The sequence below is a fragment of the Streptomyces sp. NPDC046931 genome, from assembly GCF_040644655.1.
In the GTDB taxonomy this organism is placed as follows: domain Bacteria; phylum Actinomycetota; class Actinomycetes; order Streptomycetales; family Streptomycetaceae; genus Streptomyces.
Window position 1 is genome coordinate 465,876 of record NZ_JBEYWX010000001.1, and the last position, 18,201, is coordinate 484,076.

Annotated in this window: 15 protein-coding genes; 5 read left to right on the forward strand and 10 right to left on the reverse strand. The window is 70.0% G+C overall.

Features of this window, described 5'->3' with window-relative positions:
- A partial coding sequence (locus ABZ876_RS02105) for a hypothetical protein (RefSeq protein WP_361772874.1) occupies positions 1 to 257 on the forward strand: 257 nt, incomplete at its 5' end.
- 932 nt (positions 258 to 1,189) lie between these two features.
- Here the strand turns inward: ABZ876_RS02105 and rfbC are convergent.
- From rfbC to ABZ876_RS02120, 3 genes are all read right to left on the reverse strand, one after another.
- The gene (gene rfbC / locus ABZ876_RS02110; protein ID WP_361772877.1) at positions 1,190 to 1,792 is read right to left on the reverse strand and encodes a dTDP-4-dehydrorhamnose 3,5-epimerase; all 603 of its coding nucleotides are present in this window, start codon (positions 1,790 to 1,792) and stop codon (positions 1,190 to 1,192) included.
- A gap of 75 nt (positions 1,793 to 1,867) precedes the next feature.
- A complete protein-coding gene (gene rfbA / locus ABZ876_RS02115) occupies positions 1,868 to 2,812 on the reverse strand; it encodes a glucose-1-phosphate thymidylyltransferase RfbA (protein WP_361772880.1) in 945 nt (314 codons plus the stop codon).
- A gap of 234 nt (positions 2,813 to 3,046) precedes the next feature.
- Positions 3,047 to 4,870: a phosphoenolpyruvate carboxykinase (GTP) gene (locus ABZ876_RS02120; RefSeq protein WP_361772883.1), complete on the reverse strand. Its 1,824-nt coding sequence runs from the start codon at positions 4,868 to 4,870 to the stop codon at positions 3,047 to 3,049.
- Between the two features lie 310 nt (positions 4,871 to 5,180).
- Between ABZ876_RS02120 and ABZ876_RS02125 the strand changes: the two genes are divergently transcribed.
- Complete coding sequence (locus ABZ876_RS02125; RefSeq protein WP_361772886.1) at positions 5,181 to 5,894, forward strand: hemolysin III family protein; 714 nt, start codon at positions 5,181 to 5,183, stop codon at positions 5,892 to 5,894.
- 136 nt (positions 5,895 to 6,030) lie between these two features.
- The gene (locus ABZ876_RS02130) at positions 6,031 to 6,762 is read left to right on the forward strand and encodes a Mut7-C RNAse domain-containing protein (RefSeq protein WP_361772889.1); all 732 of its coding nucleotides are present in this window, start codon (positions 6,031 to 6,033) and stop codon (positions 6,760 to 6,762) included.
- On the opposite strand, the gene ABZ876_RS02135 is transcribed toward ABZ876_RS02130, so the two are convergent.
- From ABZ876_RS02135 to mca, 7 genes are all read right to left on the reverse strand, one after another.
- The gene (locus ABZ876_RS02135; protein WP_361773882.1) at positions 6,759 to 9,113 is read right to left on the reverse strand and encodes a galactose oxidase-like domain-containing protein; all 2,355 of its coding nucleotides are present in this window, start codon (positions 9,111 to 9,113) and stop codon (positions 6,759 to 6,761) included. The genes ABZ876_RS02130 and ABZ876_RS02135 overlap by 4 nt on opposite strands.
- A 68-nt stretch (positions 9,114 to 9,181) precedes the next feature.
- Complete coding sequence (locus ABZ876_RS02140; protein ID WP_361772892.1) at positions 9,182 to 10,420, reverse strand: glycosyltransferase family 2 protein; 1,239 nt, start codon at positions 10,418 to 10,420, stop codon at positions 9,182 to 9,184.
- Entirely contained in the window at positions 10,417 to 12,060 is a 1,644-nt protein-coding gene (locus ABZ876_RS02145; protein WP_361772895.1) for a phospholipid carrier-dependent glycosyltransferase, read from the reverse strand. Before ABZ876_RS02145 ends, ABZ876_RS02140 begins: the two co-directional genes overlap by 4 nt.
- The gene (locus tag ABZ876_RS02150; RefSeq protein WP_361772898.1) at positions 12,057 to 13,334 is read right to left on the reverse strand and encodes a glycosyltransferase; all 1,278 of its coding nucleotides are present in this window, start codon (positions 13,332 to 13,334) and stop codon (positions 12,057 to 12,059) included. The genes ABZ876_RS02145 and ABZ876_RS02150 overlap by 4 nt, the downstream gene beginning before the upstream one ends.
- A 209-nt stretch (positions 13,335 to 13,543) precedes the next feature.
- The gene (locus ABZ876_RS02155) at positions 13,544 to 15,571 is read right to left on the reverse strand and encodes a thioredoxin domain-containing protein (RefSeq protein WP_361772901.1); all 2,028 of its coding nucleotides are present in this window, start codon (positions 15,569 to 15,571) and stop codon (positions 13,544 to 13,546) included.
- Between the two features lie 149 nt (positions 15,572 to 15,720).
- On the reverse strand, positions 15,721 to 15,960 hold the full coding sequence (locus tag ABZ876_RS02160) for a hypothetical protein (protein ID WP_361772904.1): 240 nt from the start codon (positions 15,958 to 15,960) through the stop codon (positions 15,721 to 15,723).
- A gap of 15 nt (positions 15,961 to 15,975) precedes the next feature.
- Entirely contained in the window at positions 15,976 to 16,854 is an 879-nt protein-coding gene (gene mca / locus ABZ876_RS02165; RefSeq protein ID WP_361772907.1) for a mycothiol conjugate amidase Mca, read from the reverse strand.
- Between the two features lie 157 nt (positions 16,855 to 17,011).
- On the opposite strand from mca, the gene ABZ876_RS02170 reads away from it, so the two are divergent.
- Positions 17,012 to 17,410 (forward strand): DUF4307 domain-containing protein, encoded by a 399-nt coding sequence (locus ABZ876_RS02170; RefSeq protein ID WP_361772910.1) that lies wholly within the window; start codon positions 17,012 to 17,014, stop codon positions 17,408 to 17,410.
- 169 nt (positions 17,411 to 17,579) lie between these two features.
- Positions 17,580 to 18,077, forward strand: coding sequence for a transcription elongation factor GreA (gene greA, locus ABZ876_RS02175; RefSeq protein ID WP_361772913.1), 498 nt, complete (start codon positions 17,580 to 17,582; stop codon positions 18,075 to 18,077).
- Positions 18,078 to 18,201 lie beyond the last annotated feature (124 nt).

An 18,201-nucleotide genomic window follows, 5' to 3' on the forward strand; every position in this document is an offset into this window, starting at 1 on the left:
TGCGTGCCCTGCGTGCCCTGCGTCCCCTGAGGACCGGTGGCACCCGTGGCGCCGGTGGCACCCGTCGGACCTTGCACACCGGGGTCGCCCTGCGTGCCCTGAGGACCGGTGGCACCCGTCGGACCCTGGACACCGGGGTCGCCCTGGGCGCCCTGCGTCCCCTGCGCACCGTTGGCACCCTGAGCACCCGGGATGCCCTGCGGACCGGGAGTGCCCGTCTCACCCTGCGAGCCCTGCGAACCCTGCGTGCCCTGTGAACCCTGAGCACCCGTAGTGCCCTGCGTGCCCTGCGTCCCCTGCGGACCGGTGGCACCCGTCGCACCCTGCGCACCCGGGATGCCCTGCGGACCGGGAGTGCCCGTCGCACCCTGCGAGCCCTGCGAACCCTGGGTGCCCTGCGTGCCCTGGGTGCCCTGTGAACCCTGAGCACCCGTAGTGCCCTGCGTTCCCTGAGCACCGGTGGTGCCTTGCGTTCCCTGAGCACCGGTGGCCCCCTGGGGGCCGGTGGTGCCCTGCGTTCCTTGCGTCCCCTGGGAACCCTGAGAGCCTGTGGTGCCCTGGGGCCCCTGAGCACCCGGGATGCCCTGCGGACCGGGGGTACCCCCGGGACCCTGAGAGCCTGTGGTGCCCTGGGGCCCCCGAGCACCCGGGATGCCCTGCGGACCGGGGGTACCCCCGGGACCCTGCGGGCCCATGGGGCCGCCCACGCCGCCGCCGGGAGGGCCCTGCGGACCCGGAGGCCCCTGCGGACCCTGCGGCCCGGTCGCGCCGCCATGGCCGTGGGGGTCCGGGTCCCCAGCGCGGTGGCCGCCGTGGGCCTTGGTGCCCTTGCCCGGGATCTTGTGATGGTGGGCACCCATGGCGCCCTTCGGGCCCGGCAGCCCCACACTGCTGCCCACGCCGGACCGATGGATGGCGTCGGCGACGGCGACCGTGCTCGGGGCGATGTTCAGAACGACGGCAAGCGCGCCGGCCGAGACCATCGTGGCGGATTTCACGCGTGAACTTCGGGTAGTTCTACGGCTCACTCAGAACCTTCCTCACGAAACGTGGAGTGACCACACCGCAAGCGCACGCACTGGGGCGCGCTCACGTTGCCCGTGGCCACGGACGCGGCCATCTTTCACTCTCCGTAACGATTCGATCACCCGTCACTCCGTGTCACCGACGAAGATCACCCACGCGGCTGTCATACAGGTGCCGACGCCGGATTACTGCGATAGGCACCGCACTCCTCGTAGGAAGGCAGCAGGCCCTGCCGCTCGGCCTCCGCGAGCGTGGGTGCCACGGCGTCCTTGTCGGACAGGAGCGGTACGAGGTGGTCGGGCCAGGCGATGGCCAGCGCGGGGTCGAGCGGGTTGATCCCGTACTCCCGCTGCGGGGCATAGGGCTGTGAGCACAGATACACGACGGTGGAGTTGTCCTCCAGCGCCATGAAGGCATGGCCCAGCCCTTCCGAGAGGTAGAGGCAGCGGTGCGTGGTGTCGTCGAGCCGGACCGCCTCCCATGTGCCGAACCCCGGGGAACCGGTGCGGATGTCGACCACCACGTCGAGGACGGCGCCGCTGACGCAGGTGACGTACTTGGCCTGTCCCGGCGGGACCGCCGCGTAGTGGATCCCGCGCAGCGTGCCGCGGACGGAGCTGGAGCAGTTGGCCTGCCGGAGCCCGAACCCCTGCCCGGTGGAGCTGTGGAACGTCTCGGCCTTGAACCACTCGTGGAATCTGCCCCTGTCGTCCGTGAACACCCTGGGTGTGTCCACCCAGGCCCCTTCGATGCCCAGTGCTCGCACGCGCCCGCTTCCTTCCGCCGCGCAGCTGTGGTCGGTCCCTGCACCCGTTGTCTTCGGGACATCCGGCGCAGGGCTTTAGGCGGGCGCACCCGGGCCCGTGGACAGCAGTTGCCCGGGCCGCAAACCGCTGCCCCGCCGAGGTCCGACCAGGCCCCGGGCGTCTTCCAGCAGTCCCAGCAGATAGTGTCCGTATCCGCTCTTGAGCAGCGGCTGGGCCAGCTCACGGAGCCGGTCGTCGTCGATCAGGCCGGCCCGCCAGACCGCCTCCTCCACGCAGCCGACCTTGAAGCCCTGGCGTTCCTCGATCACCCGCACGAACTCCGAGGCCTGGACCAGGGAGGTGAAGGTACCGGTGTCCAGCCACGCGGTGCCCCGGTCGAGCCGGGTGACATGGAGCGCCCCGGCCTCCAGATAGACGCGGTTGAGGTCGGTGATCTCCAACTCACCCCTGGCGCTGGGCCGCAGACCACGGGCGATCTCCACCACGTGGTGGTCGTAGAAGTACAGTCCGGGCACGGCGTACCGGGACCTGGGCCGGGCGGGCTTCTCCTCGATGGACAGGGCCCGGCCCTGCTCGTCGAACTCCACGACGCCATAGGCGCAGGGGTTGGCGACCGGGTAGGCGAACACCCTGCCGCCCGACAGGTCGTCGTGGCGGGCCAGCCGGGTGCCGAGGCCGCTCCCATGGAAGATGTTGTCGCCCAGAATGAGGGCGACCGGCTCGTCACCGAGGAAGTCGGCCCCCAGCAGAAAGGCCTGCGCGATGCCCTCCGGGCGTTTCTGTGCCAGGTATTCCAGCCGAAGGCCCAGTTGGCTTCCGTCGCCGAGCAACCGGCGGAACTGGTACTGGTCTTCGGGAGTCGTGATGACCAGGATCTCGCGGATCCCCGCCATCACGAGTGTGGAGAGCGGGTAATAGACCATCGGCTTGTCGAAGACCGGAAGAAGTTGCTTCGACACCGAGTGGGTCAACGGCCACAGTCGCGAGCCGGTGCCCCCGGCCAACAGGATTCCGCGCATGGCATCACCATAGGTGAATTGCCCCTGACTGCCCGCTTTCGATGCCCTTCGCGGTGTGTACGGGATATGCGGTGTGTACGGGATGTACGGAGACCGGGCCGGGGCCCGCCCCGTACGCCGTTGTACGGTGCGGGCCCCGGCCCGGTGCAACACGGTGCTGTCACCGCGGCCGGCCTTCGTGACGACATCGCTGGTCAGGGCATGCCGGACCGGCCGCGGAGCTTTTCGGTGGGCTCAGCCCAGGCGCTGCACCAGCGCGCGGTACTGGTCCCAGAGCTCCTTCGGGGTGTGGTCGCCGAAGGTGTTGAGGTGCTCGGGGACCAGGCCCGCCTCCTCGCGCCACACGTCCTTGTCGACGGTGAGCAGGAATTCCAGGTCGGACTCCGACAGCTCCAGGCCGTCCGTGTCCAGCGCCCCCTTCGCCGGCAGGATGCCGATCGGGGTCTCGACGCCCTCGGCCTTGCCCTCCAGGCGCTCCACGATCCACTTCAGGACGCGGCTGTTCTCGCCGAAGCCCGGCCAGACGAACTTGCCCTCGTCGTTCTTGCGGAACCAGTTGACGTAGTAGATCTTCGGCAGCTTGGACTGGTCCCTGCCCTTGGCCACGTCGACCCAGTGACCCATGTAGTCGCCCATGTTGTAGCCGCAGAACGGCAGCATCGCGAAGGGGTCCCGGCGCAGCTCGCCGACCCTGCCCTCGGCCGCGGCGGTCTTCTCGGAGGCGACGTTCGCGCCGAGGAAGACACCGTGGTTCCAGTCGAAGGACTCCGTCACCAGCGGGACCGCGGAGGCGCGGCGGCCGCCGAAGAGGATCGCCGAGATCGGCACACCCTTCGGGTCCTCCCACTCGGGCGCGATGATCGGGCACTGCGAGGCGGGGACCGTGAAGCGGGCGTTCGGGTGGGCGGCCGGGGTCCCGGACTCCGGCGTCCAGTCGTTGCCCTTCCAGTCGGTGAGGTGGGCCGGAGTCTCCTCCGTCATGCCCTCCCACCAGATGTCGTTGTCGTCGGTGAGGGCGACATTGGTGAAGACGGAGTTGCCCCACAGCGTCTTCATCGCGTTGGCGTTGGTGTGCTCGCCGGTGCCGGGGGCGACACCGAAGAAGCCGGCCTCCGGGTTGATCGCGTACAGGCGGCCGTCCTCGCCGAACCGCATCCAGGCGATGTCGTCACCGATCGTCTCGACCGTCCAGCCGGAGATCGTCGGCTCGAGCATGGCGAGGTTCGTCTTGCCGCAGGCGCTCGGGAAGGCCGCGGCGACGTACTTGGACTCGCCCTGCGGGGGCGTGAGCTTGAGGATCAGCATGTGCTCGGCGAGCCAGCCCTCGTCGCGCGCCATGACCGAGGCGATGCGCAGGGCGTAGCACTTCTTGCCGAGCAGCGCGTTACCGCCGTAGCCGGAGCCGTACGACCAGATCTCGCGGCTCTCGGGGAAGTGCGAGATGTACTTGGTCTGGTTGCAGGGCCAGGAGACGTCCTCCTGCCCGGGCTCCAGCGGGGCACCGAGGGAGTGGACGGCCTTCACGAAGAAGCCCTCGGAGCCGAGTTCGTCGAGGACCGCCTGGCCCATGCGTGTCATCGTGCGCATGGAGACGGCGACGTAGGCGGAGTCGGTGATCTCCACGCCGATCGCGGAGAGCGGGGAGCCCAGCGGGCCCATGCAGAACGGCACGACGTACATCGTGCGGCCTCGCATGGAACCGCGGAACAGTCCCTTCTCGCCCTCGAAGATCTCCCGCATCTCGGCGGGCGCCTTCCAGTGGTTGGTCGGGCCGGCGTCCTGCTCCCGCTCGGAGCATATGAACGTCCGGTCCTCGACGCGGGCGACGTCGGTCGGGTCGGAGGCCGCGTAGTAGGAGTTGGGGCGCTTGATCGGGTCGAGCTGCTTGAACGTGCCCTTGCGGACGAGCTCCTCGCACAGGCGCTCGTATTCGGCCTCGGATCCGTCACACCAGACCACGCTGTCCGGCTGCGTCAGTTCGGCGATCTCGTTGACCCACGAGATCAGGTCCTTGTGCTGGGTGGGGACGGTTGAGGGAGCCGCGATGTCGCGCGCCACGATCGCTCCTAGAAACGAGGGGTTTTCTGTTGGTTGCCCCGTGGGGGCTGCGACCCGGATGCTTCGTAGCCGCTCATCCGGTGCCGACCGCACTCATTTGATCATCCGACGTTCTTGCCCATCTGTCCAGAGGACGTCACACCTGAGCGGAGTGAGGATCGCCACGCGTGCCCGCGATTCTTTGCGTCCACGTAGGATTCAGCAGAAGGATTTTTTGCGGTGGCACGGTTTCCGCACAGGCCGGACAGCCCGGGTGATACCGGTCGCACTTTGGTCCGTAACTTACGGTTCCGTAGGTACCATGCCGCGCATGACTGCGTCCGTCCCCGACGCGCCCACGGACCCGCCGGCAGCCGGCAGCCGTCCCGTCGCGCTCTCCCTGCCCCATCCCGTCAAGCCGAAGCTGCGCGGGTGGCTGCACCTCGGAATGTTCCCGGCCGTCCTCGTCGCGGGCCTGGTGCTCACGGCGCTCGCGGACTCGCCCCGCGGCAGAGTCGCCTGCGGCATCTACGTCATGACGGCCTGTCTGCTCTTCGGGGTGAGCGCGCTCTACCACCGCGGCAACTGGAGCCCGCGCATGGACGGCGTACTGCGCCGGCTCGACCATGCGAACATCTTCCTGATCATCGCGGGCACCTACACGCCCCTGGCCCTGCTGCTCCTGCCGGGCGCGAAGGGCCGGTGGCTGCTGTGGGGCATCTGGGCCGCCGCGGCGGCCGGCATCGTCTTCCGCGTCTTCTGGGTCGGCGCCCCGCGATGGCTGTACACCCCCTGTTACATCGCGATGGGCTGGGCCGCCGTCTTCTTCCTCCCCGACTTCATGCGCACCGGCGGTATCGCCGTCCTGGTGCTCGTCATCGTCGGCGGACTGCTCTACAGCGCGGGCGGCGTGGTCTACGCGATCAAGCGGCCGAACCCGTCACCCCGGTGGTTCGGCTTCCACGAGGTCTTCCACTCGTTCACCCTCGCCGCCTTCGTCGTCCACTACGTAGGGATCTCCCTGGTGGCGTACCAGCACGGGTGACGGGTGAAAGAAAAGGCCATAGGACGGTCATGTGACAGTCACCGGCTTTTGACACGCTCTTTCACCGGGGCCGACCGAGGCGGGCGGCCCCGAAACCCGCAGGCCGCGGACGGGTCCCGCGTGTCATCCTGAGCCGGTGAACGGACCCGAGATCCACGTCGAGTTCGCCCCCGCGCTGGGGCTCTTCGTCCCGCACGCGCGGCGTGGACGCGCCACCACGGTCGTCACCGACGGCGCCTCCACGCTCGGCCATGTCGTCGAGTCGCTGGGCGTACCGCTGACCGAGGTCGGAGCGCTCGTCGTGGACGGCCGCACCTCGCCCTTCTCCCACGTTCCGGCCGCCGGCGAGCGGGTCGAGGTCCACCCGGTGGAGCGCCCCCAGCAGGTGCCCGGGGCCCCGCTCCGCTTCCTCCTGGACGTCCACCTCGGCACCCTGGCCCGCCGGCTGCGGCTGCTCGGGGTGGACGCGGCCTACGAGTCGACCGACATCGGCGACGCGGCCCTCGCCGCCCGCTCGGCGGCCGAGCAGCGGGTGCTGCTCAGCCGCGACCGGGGGCTGCTGCGCCGCCGCGAGCTGTGGGCGGGCGCGTTCGTCTACAGCACCCGGCCGGACGACCAACTCCGGGACGTGCTCGACCGGTTCGCCCCCGGGCTGCGGCCGTGGACCCGGTGCACCGCGTGCAACGGCCTGCTCCGCGACGCCACCAAGGAGGAGGTCGCCGACCAGCTCCAGCACGGCACCCGCCGTTCGTACGACGTCTTCGCGCTCTGCCGGGCCTGCGGCCGCGCCTACTGGAAGGGCGCGCACCACGACCAGCTGGAGGCCATCGTGGAGCGCGCCCTGGCGGAGTTCCCGAGCCGGGCCTAGCGCGCGTTCTTCACATCGCCCTTCCCGCAGGCCGCCCCGTCCCTGTCCGGGTCGAGTCCGAGCGGGTCGTCCTTGCCGTTGACCCGGAGCCGGCCGTAGTCGTTGCGCTCGAGCCAGGCGCAGCGCGCGGCCGTCGTCCTCTTCACCCCGGGCGGGAACGCGGTCGGCACACAGACATTGGCCGAGCCGTAGTGCCGGTCGCAGCCGGAGATCGTCGTGCTGACCTTCTGCGAGGTGCGCTTCGCGCCGGGGCCGGTGGTCCTGCCCGCCGTGGCGTCGGCGAAGGAGTGGACGTGCGCCGCGGGGGTGTCCGCGGCGAGGGCCGCCGGGCCCTTCAGGTGGATCCACCGTGCCACCGACGGGACGCCGTTCGCGTCGACCGCGAAGAGCATGTACCAGCCGGGCGGGGCCAGATTGGGGTTGCTCGTCACATTCAGGTCGACGTTGCCGCCGTCCACCGTCAGCGGCAGGTCCACGAACCGCTGGTTGGGGTCGGAGGAGTGCGTGACCGCCGCCGGGCGGATCAGTTCCGCCTTCGCGATGGGCCGGTCGACCGTGATCCGCTGCGTGGTGCCGTACGTCCACTCGCTCTGGATCACCGAGGTGATCGTCGGGCGGGTGCCCTTGAACAGGTAGGGCGGCGAGTAGATCGACACGTTGTGGTTCCACGTCCCGTTGCCGGGGTTGTCGCCGGTCGCCATCACCCGGCCGTCCGGCAGCAGGAACGCCGAGGAGTGGTAGCCGCGGGCCTCGGGGTCGGCGGCCACAGGGTCGAAGGTGCCGGTGTCCGGGTCGTAGACCGAGGACTCGTACACCGGGTCCGCCCGGTTGTGCAGGGCGCCGCCCGTCTCCAGCACCTTGCCGTCCGGCAGCAGCACCGCGGAGACGTACATCTTGCCCTGCCCGCCGGTCTCCGCGACCTTGCCGTTGCCGAGGTCGACGGTGCCCTGCGGGAGCGGCGGCCCGGCGACGTACGTCGGGTCGGCCTGCTTGAGGTCGATCAGGTCGGTGAGCCGGTTCGCGTCCGGGTTGGAGTCGATGTTGCCGCCGCCGAGGGTGAGGACCCTCTGGTCCTGGGCCGGGGGCAGCAGCACGCTCGCCGACTGGTCGCGCTCGTCCTTGTTCCGGAAGCCCGGGATCTGCGTGATCGTGTTGGCGCCGTAGTCGTAGATCGCCGAGCCGGTGCCCGGGATGTTGTCGCCGAAGACATGGCTGCCCGAGTAGAAGAGGCGGCCGTCCTGCATCAGGATCATCGACGGGTACAGGCCCCAGTACGACCAGGTCTGGTTGACCTTCCACAGCGGCTGCCACTGCTGGTCCTTGTCCGACCAGTACTCGGTCGTCACCGAGCCCGTGGAGTCCTCGCGCAGCCCGCCGAAGGAGATCACGTCACCGTTGCCGAGTTCGGTCGCTGACGGGTACCAGTGGCCGTCGTTGAGGTCGTTGGTCTTGGTGTACGTCTCGGTCCCCGGGTCGAAGACGTACGAGTCCTTGAACCCCTCGTAGCCGTGTCCGCCCGCGACCGGGTACGCCTTGTTGCCGCTCATGACGAGCACCCGCCCGTCCTGAAGCTGCACATGCCCGGCGCAGAACATGTCCTTCGGGGTGGGGATCACCTTGTACGAGCCGTCCGAGGGGTCGTAGACCGCGCTGGTGAACGTACCCGCGGCGAAGTTCTCCGCGCTGTTGCCGGAGCCCGCGATCAGCAGCACCTTGCCGTTGCTGAGGACGACGGAGTGCATGGAGCGGACGGGGTTCTGCGTGGGCAGGACCTGCCAGCGGCCGTTCGCGCACTGATCCGTGGTCCCGGTGCACTGCGCGGGCGGCAATGGATCGGCGACCTGCTCCATCGTGTAGTCGTCGGTGGTCACGGACCCGGTGCCGTACACCGAGACACCCCAGGTGATCAGGTCGGTCCCGGAGGGCACCTCGGGGGTGCGGACGCTCGCCTGTGCCCAGCCCGCGCTCGGGTCCAGCGTCTTGAGGTCGGTCCAGTACTGCCAGCCGGCCGTCGCGTCGTGCCGGAACAGGGTGACCGCGGTGTCGGGGGTGGTCGACCTGTACCACAGCGAGAGGTCGTACTGCCTGCCCGGGGTGACCACGGGCGCGCAGCTCGCGGACTCGGTGATGAGCGCCTTGCGGTCACCGTCGACGCGGCGGGTCAGCTCGACCTTCATGGCCTTGCTTCCCGTGTGGGCGTCCCCGGTGGTGGTGAAGGTGAAGTCGTTGTCGCCCCAGCCGGACTTCTCCCAGCAGTACGGCATCCCGTCGGTGCCGGCGGTCTCGAAGCCGGGGTTCTTCACGAGGTTGGCGGCGGACGCGGGCTGCGGCGAGGTCAGCAGCAGGCCCATGGTCAGGCCGGTCACGGCCAGCAGGGCGGTTCTGCGTCTGGGCAGGACGCGGAGTCTGCGGACGGTCTTCACACGCTCCTCCTCGCTGTGCGGTTCCCGCCCCCGGCGGGCCTCGGCTCTTCGGCGGCGCCCCGGCCTTCGGCCTTCCGTCCCCGGCGCGGCAGATAGACCAGCGCCTCGGTCCCCACGAAGCGCAGGACGAACGTCATCACCAGCGCCAGCGCGGTGGCCGGCAGCGCACCCGTCCCGAACTCGTGCACCAGCAGCGCGATGAGCGGGATACGCAGCACCAGGTCGGCGTTGGCGAGCAGCGCGAACCGGCCCATCCGGTCCCACCAGTGGCGGTGGCGGCGGCGCTCACGGAACAGCAGGTGCTCCATGAGCAGGAAGTTCCAGGCCACGCCCAGCTGGTTGGCGAGGATCTCCGCCGGCAGGTAGTGCAGACCGAGCCGGGTGAGCGCCCACAGGCCCACCAGGTTCGGTACGAAACCGGAGGCGCCGATCAGCCCGAAGGCGACCATGCGGGCGATCGGCGAGGCGGTGCGCAGCCCGGCCAGATGACGCAGGAAACGGAAGCCCTCCCGCGCGGTCGACTTGGACTCGCCGGCGAACCGGTCCTGGAAGACGAACGGCACCTCGGCGACCCGGCGCGGTCTGCTGCGCACGGCCAGCTCGAGGAGGATCTTGTAGCCGAGCGGCTGGAGGACCTCCGCGGCGACCGCGCTGCGGCGGACGGCGAAGAAGCCGCTCATCGGGTCGCTGATGCCGCGCAGCCGGCGCGGGAAGAGCGACTTGGTGAGCCAGGTCGCGCCGCGGGATACGGCGATACGGTAGCCGCCCGCGAGCCCCGCGCGGCTGCCGCCCTTGATGTAGCGGGAGGCGACGACCAGCGCGGCGTTCGTCCGCTCCCCGGTGCCGATCAGCTCCGGTACCAGGGACGGCGGATGCTGGAGATCCCCGTCCATGACGACGATCCAGTCGGAGCCGGCCGCCTTCATGCCCTCCACCACGGCCCCGCCGAGCCCGCCGGCCGGCTCCTGTCGGTGCAGCACGGTGACCGGGAACGGGCAGTCCTGCGCCTCGCGGAAGATCACATCGGGGGTGTCGTCGGTGGAGTCGTCGACGAAGACGACCTCGCAGGGCAGCCGGGACGGTACCGACTCGGTGATCCGGCGCAGCAGTTCGCGGATGTTGCCCGACTCGTTGAAGGTCGGTACGACGAGGGTGACGGCACCCGGTTCGGGCACTTCCGCGGCCCGTACCGCCGGATCGCCCAGCTCACCGGGGGCGGTGGATTCCTGGCTCATCGGTCGCCTCCCGCGGCTTGGTCGACCTTGCGGATCTCGATCCGGTCGGGGCCGGTGCCGAAGGTGGCCACCGGCGTGGAGTGCCTGATCGCGGCCATGACGCCCGGCAGGTCGGCCGCGTCGCGCCGGACCGTCGGGGAGGCGACCACATAGTCGAGGTCCCGCCAGCCGTGCGGCATGGTCCTGGTGACCGCGGGGTCCAGGTCGGCCTTGTAGAACCAGATGACGCCGAGCCCGGGCCGGTATCCGGCGTGGACGAGGTCGAGCCAGAGTGCGTCGTCGACGAGCACCCGGGTGTCCTTCGGGTCCTGCACCTGGCTGGTGAGCCAGTGGGAGGCCGCCCGGTAGGAGGCGTTCGCGTCGGCGGTGACGGCGGTGCGGTCGCCGTCGTACCAGCGGGGCACCGCGTAGGCCCCGGCGGCGGCCACCAGCAGGGCCGCCACGGCGTACCGCGCCCAGGTGACGAAGGGCCGCTCGGTCCTGCCGCGCCGCCTGTGCAGCACCGCGTGGGCGATGCTCGCGGCGGAACCCGCCAGGACCAGGGCGAGGAACGGCAGGGCCTGGATGACGTACATCGCGGGCAGATAGCCGCTCGGCCGCATCGCGACCAGGGTGAGGATCGCGACGGCGAGCGCGGGTCCGGCCAGCGCCCGTGCGGTGACCGACCAGCGCCAGGTGAGCAGGAGCAGCAGCGCTCCGGCGAGCCCGCCGAGCGGCAGGACCCGGTCGTAGTAGAGCCAGGAGTGCAGTACGCCGTACGAGCCGGAGCCCGGGTCGAGGAGGAATCCGGAACCGGCCCGGCTCATCTGGTAGGTGATGCCGTCCCACAGGGAGACATGGCCCGCGCCCGGCAGCAACTCGCCCTTGAGCAGGGCGAAGAGCGGGTACGACAGTCCGATCAGGGCGCACGCGGTGACGGCGCCGGTGAGCGCGAACTTGCGGGTGTCACGGTGGCTGTGGCGCCACATGGTGAGGAAGACGGCGGGCAGGACGACGAGCATCGTCTCCTTGGTGAGGACGCCGGCCGCGGCGGCGAGTCCCGCGCCGAAGTGATGCCAGAGGTGACGACTCGGGGACGCGGCCAGGGTGAACGCGAGGAGTGTCCACATCACCGCGATGTTGTCGAGGAAGATCTCGCGCTGGAGCACCACCGACAGCGGCGAGAGCCCGAACAGGACCATGGCGAGCCCCGCCGCCCACACCGGCAGCCTCAGACGCCGGGCGAGGATGTAGACGAGGACCGCGCTCACCGCGCTGACCAGCAGCATCGCCGGGCGCATACTGCCGACCGCCATCAGTGAGGGGTCGACGCGGGAGGGCAGCCAGGTCAGCAGGGCCAACTGGATCCAGCCGAGCGGCGGGTGGTCGTACCAGTACGTGTAGTGGGCGAGCCCGTGGCCGTTCTGTACGGCCCAGGCCTGGGCGAGGTAGGTGCCCTCGTCGTCGCTGAGGGTCGGGTAGTCGGCGATGTTCCAGCCCTGCACCGTGAGGATCGCCGCGAGGAGCACGCCGCACAGCACCAGATCCGGCCGGGAGCTGCGGAAACGGAACGCCGGAGGGGAGATGGGAACAGTTGCGGGGACAGGTGTGTCCTGCGCGGGGACCTTGGTGCCGGTCGCCGCGGGAAGAGTGGAGGTCACGCGGGAACGTCCTCTCGGGTCTCGCGGATCACGGCGGCCGTGGGCAGATGCGCGCCGACGTGGCTGGTCAGCTCCCAGTCGTTGCGGCCGCGCTGCTCGCGCCAGACGGCACGGACGGCGGCGCCCGCGAGGAGCACCTGGTAGAAGGGACCGCCCACGATGAGCTTCACGTAGTGGACGAAGCGGACGCGCAGCCCGTACTGCTTGCCGAAGTCGTGCAGCCCGACCACCTCGAAGACGAAGGTGACCGCCGCGGTGACGAGGGGCAGGAAGGTGAGGAAGGCGATGCCGACCGGCACGTCCAGGAAGAGGGCCACGCCCGCGTTGAGCGGGATGACGACACCGGAGAAGGCCTGGAGGAACGGCGTCATCAGGGTGTAGCGGGCGAGCATCCGCTGCCCGAGGCCGGGGAGCTGCTTCCAGTCCTTCTTGCGGTACACCTGAAGGAAGCCCTGGTTCCAGCGGGTGCGCTGCTTGAGCAGCGACATCAGCGAGCCGGGTGTCTCCTCCCGGGTCACCATGTCGGAGTCGTAGGCGACGACGACCTTCTTGCCGACGCTGGACAGCCGCACCCCCAGGTCGCAGTCCTCCGCCAGGCAGTCGGGGTCCCAGCCGTCGGCCTCCCTGAGCACGTCCGTGCGCACGAAGACGGTGTTGCCGCCGAGCGGGATGAACCCCTTCTGCGCGTGCAGGTGCAGCCGGGAGCGGAACCAGAAGAAATACTCCAGGCAGTTGCGCAGGCTGTACCAGCTGGAGTGGAAGTTGATCAGCTGCACTCCGCCCTGGACGACGTCGGCGCCCGTGGTGCGGAACGCGTGGTCTACATGGGCGAGCAGCTCCGGATGGACCTGGTCCTCGGCGTCGAAGACCCCGACGACATCGCCGCGGCAGTGCGGCAGCGCCGTGTTCATGGCCTTCGGCTTGTTCTTCTTCTCGTGGTGGTCGACGACGACGCGGACGCGCCCGTCGCGGCCCGCGGCCTTCCTGGCGACCTCGGTGGTCTCCGGGTCGTCGTGCCCCACGATCACGATGATCTCGAAGTCGGTGTGGCTGGACTCCAGCAGCCGCTGGATGGTGTGGTCGAGCACGGCCTGTTCGTGTCTCGCGGGCAGCAGCAGCGAGAACGACAGATGCTCGGCACCGTCCGGGCTGCTGAACCTGGTGGAGGCCAGCACTTCGGGCGTGCGCCACGCGTGCATCTGCCACCACAGGGTGAAGGCCGCCATCCAGAACAGCGCCAGCGAAACGGCAGCGATGAAGACAGACGTCAGCAAGGAAAAGATCCCCCCAGATCCCCAGAACCCCCCTGTCGCGACAGCGAGTTACTCCTGTCGCTTCAACGGTGGAGAGAGTAGGTGGGAACTGTGAAGTCCGGGAGTTCTTCCGATAAATAGCTTGTTTCGCGACGGTCACCCGCCTACTGGGATCTACCCGAACACACACCCAATTCCGGCGCCCGGAACAACACGTTCCGCGAGGCGTTTCAGCCGCTCAGCGATCTGCGGAGCCGCTCCGGATCCGTGGTCGGCGCATCGCAGGTGAAATTGCGGCAGACATATGCGGTGGGTTCGCCATTGGCCGGAATTCGGTCAACCAGGAGAGGGAACTCATCACTCTCCGGAGTGCCCACGGCCACGACCGCACCCGGAGCGGTGCCCAGCAGCGCCGTGCGGTGCAGGGTCCTGGTCGCCGGGTCGTCGAGGGACGGACCGACGATCGCGACCTCGCGCGGCCCGTCGAGGAACGCCTCCGCGACGGCCAGCCCCCAGCCGATGAACCGGGGCACCCGCGGGCCGAGCGCCTTGACGACGCCCAACGCCCGCTCCGCCGCGGTGCGGTGGGGTTCGGCGCCGGTCTGGGCGGCGTACGCCAGCAGGGCGCCGGCGGCGGCCGTCCAGCCGGACGGGGCGGCGTTGTCGGTGGGGTCCTGGGGGCGGCGGATGAGCTTCTCGGCGTCGGCGGCGGTGTCGTACAGCGCCCCGCTCTCGTCGGTGAACCGGGTGAGCACCTGGCCGAGCAGAAGTCCGGCGAACTCCAGCCAGACGCCCTCGCCGGTCACGGAGGCCAGGGCGAGGAAGCCCTCGGCGACGTCGGCGTAGTCCTCCAGCACGCCCGCGTTGGCCCCCGCCCGGCCGTCCTTCGACGTACGGGCGAGCCGGGCCTGCTCGTCCATGTGCACCCGCACCAGGAGGTCGGCCGCGCCGATCGCGGCGTCCACGAGATCGGGGCGGTCGAAGTACGCGCCGGTCTCCGCGAGGGCGGCGACGGCGAGGCCGTTCCAGGCGGCGACCACCTTGTCGTCCCGGCCCGGGGCGGGGCGCCGGGCCCGCGCCTCGAACAGGCGGCGCCTGATCGACTCGACCCTCTCCGCGTCGAACACGCCCTCGCCCCGGGGGAGCTGGAGGACCGAAGCGCCGTGCTCGAAGGTGCCCTCCTCCGTCACACCGAAGTACTGGGCCGCGAGCTCGGCGTCCTGCGGACCGAGGACCTCGGCGAGCTGCGCGGGCGTCCACACGTAGAAGGCACCCTCGACGTGCCGGCCATGCCCGTCGTCGCTGTCGGCGTCGAGCGCGGAGGCGAAGCCTCCCTCGGCGGTGCGCAGTTCGCGCACCATGAAGTCGGCGGTCTCCAGGGCCACCCGGCGGGCGAGTCCGGATCCGGTGGCACGCCACAGGTGCGCGTACACACGGCACAGCAGGGCGTTGTCGTAGAGCATCTTCTCGAAGTGCGGCACGACCCAGTCGCGGTCCACGGAGTAGCGGGCGAAGCCGCCGCCCAGCTGGTCGTAGAGGCCACCGCGCGCCATGCGCTCACAGGTGTCCTCGGCCATCTGGAGGGCGCCCTCGGAGCCGGTGCGGGCGTGGTGGCGCAACAGGAACTCGAGGACCATGGACGGCGGGAACTTGGGGGCGCCGCCGAAGCCGCCGCGCTGCGGGTCGTACTCGCGGGTGAGGCCGAGCAGGGCCTGGGCGAGCTCCTCCTCGCCGGGGGTGCGGGTGTCGCCGTACTGGAACTCGCGCCCGGCGAGGTCCCGCACGATCTTCCCGGCGACCTCGGTCACCTCCTCCCGGCGGTCCGCCCACGCCTGATGGACGCCCTGGAGGACCTGCCGGAAGGAGGGCATCCCGTGGCGGGGGGCGGGCGGGAAGTAGGTGCCGAAGTAGAACGGCTCGGCGTCCGGGGTGAGGAAGACCGTCATGGGCCAGCCGCCCTGGCCGGTGGCCGCCTGGACGGCCTCCATGTAGACGGCGTCGACGTCGGGGCGTTCCTCGCGGTCGACCTTGACACTGACGAAGCGCTCGTTGAGGTAGGCGGCGGTCTCCGGGTCCTCGAAGGACTCGTGCGCCATGACATGGCACCAGTGGCAGCTGCTGTAGCCGACGCTCAGCAGGACGGGAACGTTCCGCTTGCGCGCCTCGTCGAAGGCCTCCGCCGACCAGGGCCACCAGTCGACGGGGTTGTCTGCGTGCTGGAGCAGGTACGGGGACGTCTCATGGGCCAGTCGGTTCACTCCCCCACTCTCCCACGGCGCCGCTCACCGGGGAGGACCGCGGAACGGCCGGGCGCGCCCCGCCGTGGAGCGCGCGGCGGAGCGGCCCGGCGGTGCCGCCTGCCGGGACCGTCCACGGCACCGCGGGCCGGGAGAGAGCGAAGGCCGGATCAGCCCCGCTGGGCCTTGGGCGCGCCCTGGCCCTTTTGCGCGGCCGCTTCGCCGGAGCCGTCGGCCTCCTCGAAGTCCACCTTGCGCATGTGCTTGTTCATCGACTTCATCAGACCCCACACGGCCAGCGCCATCGCCGCGAAGACGATGAAGCCGAGGATGCCGGGGGTGACCTTGTTCTTGTCCACCTCGGCGAGGGGGACCAGGTGCGTCACTGCCAGGCTCACGCTTGCGCTCATGACAGGCATTGTCCCTCAGGGCCGGCGGACGCCTGCAAAGAGGTCGTCCTCCGGCAGGGAGGTGTCCACGAGCGACTTCGCCAGCTCGTACTCCTCCGTCGGCCAGACCTCCTTCTGGAGCTCGAGCGGGACGCGGAACCAGCCGCCGTCGGGGTCGATCTGCGTGGCGTGCGCGATCAGCGCCTTGTCGCGGATCTCGAAGAAGTCCGCGCACGGGACGTGGGTGGTCAGGGTGCGCTCGACGCGCTCGAACTCGTCCCACCGCTTCAGCCAGTCACCGTAGGGGGACTCCAGGCCGCGCTCCAGCATCGCCTTGTGCAGCGCCTCGGTGCGCGGGCGGTTGAAGCCCTGGTTGTAGTAGAGCTTCAGCGGCTCCCACGCCGGGCCGAACTCCGCCTCCGGGTACTTCTCGGTGTCCGCCGCCCCCTCGAACGCCACCATCGAGATCTTGTGGGTCATGATGTGGTCGGGGTGCGGGTAGCCGCCGTTCTCGTCGTAGGTGGTGATCACCTGCGGACGGAACGCGCGGATCTTGCGGACGAGTTCTCCGGCCGCCTTGTCGACGTCCTCGAGGGCGAAGCACCCCTCGGGCAGCGGGGGCAGCGGGTCGCCCTCCGGCAGGCCGGAGTCGACGAAGCCGAGCCACTCCTGCCGGACGCCCAGGATCTCCCGTGCCTCGTCCATCTCCTTCTTGCGTACCTCGTGGATGTGCTCCTGGATGTACGTGTCGCCCTGGAGCTTGGGGTTGAGGATGGAGCCGCGTTCCCCGCCCGTGCAGGTCACCACCAGCACGTCCACCCCCTCGGCCACGTACTTCGCCATGGTGGCCGCGCCCTTGCTCGACTCGTCGTCGGGGTGGGCGTGCACGGCCATCAGTCGCAGTTGGTCAGTCAAGACTCGATCCTCAGTAAGTCGGCAAGTCGGCGCCCGGTGTGAAACGACGCGATGGGCGGCTTCTATAGTGACCGACTCGGGGGGCGAATAATTCCGGGTCCGATCCCGGAGAGCCCCTTCCGGGACGTTCGTCCCGGTTCCTGCCGAGAGGACGGTCATGACCACGGCGAGCACGCGGCTGCCCGAGGGCCGTTACGGCCGCTCCGCGGACGAGCGCGCCGACCGCACCCTCAAGATCGTCGGTGGTGTGCTCGGCGCGCTGCTGCTCGCGATCGTCGGCTGGTTCGCGTACCACTACGTGGCCCAGAACAAGATCAGCGCCCAGGTCATCACCTTCGAGGCCGCGCACGACTCGGTCAGGATCCATCTCGAGGTCCGCAAGGACGCGGACACGGCCGGTTACTGCACCCTGCGCTCCCAGTCGGCGGACGGTGCCGAGGTGGGCCGCGCGGACTTCCGGTTCGGCGGACACGCCACGCGCATCGACAAGGTGGTCACGCTCCGTACCACCGCCCAGGGCACCACTGCGGAGCTGCTCGGCTGCCACACGGACTGACGCCGTCCCGTGTCACATGGCCGCTGACCTGGGTTGACGTAATTCTGATGGCTTATGTCCTCCCCCTTTCGCCGCTGAATTGTTAGGCTCGTGGTTTCGCCCACCCATGAAGGAACATTCTTCTGGGTAGGGCGATGCTTTGTATTCCCAGTACCGACGAGGAGCACCTGTGACCCAGACCAGCGAGAACGTCACCTGGCTGACCCAGGAGGCGTACAACCAGCTCAAGGCCGAGCTGGAGTACCTTTCTGGTCCCGCGCGCACGGAGATCGCCGCCAAGATCGCCGCCGCGCGCGAGGAGGGCGACCTGCGCGAGAACGGCGGGTACCACGCGGCCAAGGAGGAGCAGGGCAAGCAGGAGCTCCGTGTGCGCCAGCTGACCCAGCTCCTGGAGAACGCCAAGGTCGGCGAGGCTCCGGCGGCCGATGGTGCCGTGGCGCCGGGCATGGTCGTCACGATCGCCTTCGACGGTGACGAGGACGACACCCTGACCTTCCTGCTGGCGTCCCGCGAGTACGCGAGCTCCGGCATCGAGACCTACTCGCCGCAGTCCCCGCTGGGGACGGGCGTGAACGGCAAGAAGGTCGGCGAGGACGCCGAGTACGAGCTGCCGAACGGCAAGAAGGCCACGGTGAAGATCCTGAAGGCCGAGCCGTACTCCGGCTGAGACGCGGAACATGACGAGGCCCCGGCGCCATGGCGCCGGGGCCTCGTCACGCGGCAGGCGGCCGGGTCCGGACGAACGGGACCGTCCGCGTCGGCACTACTTCTTGCACTCGAGGAAGACCCCG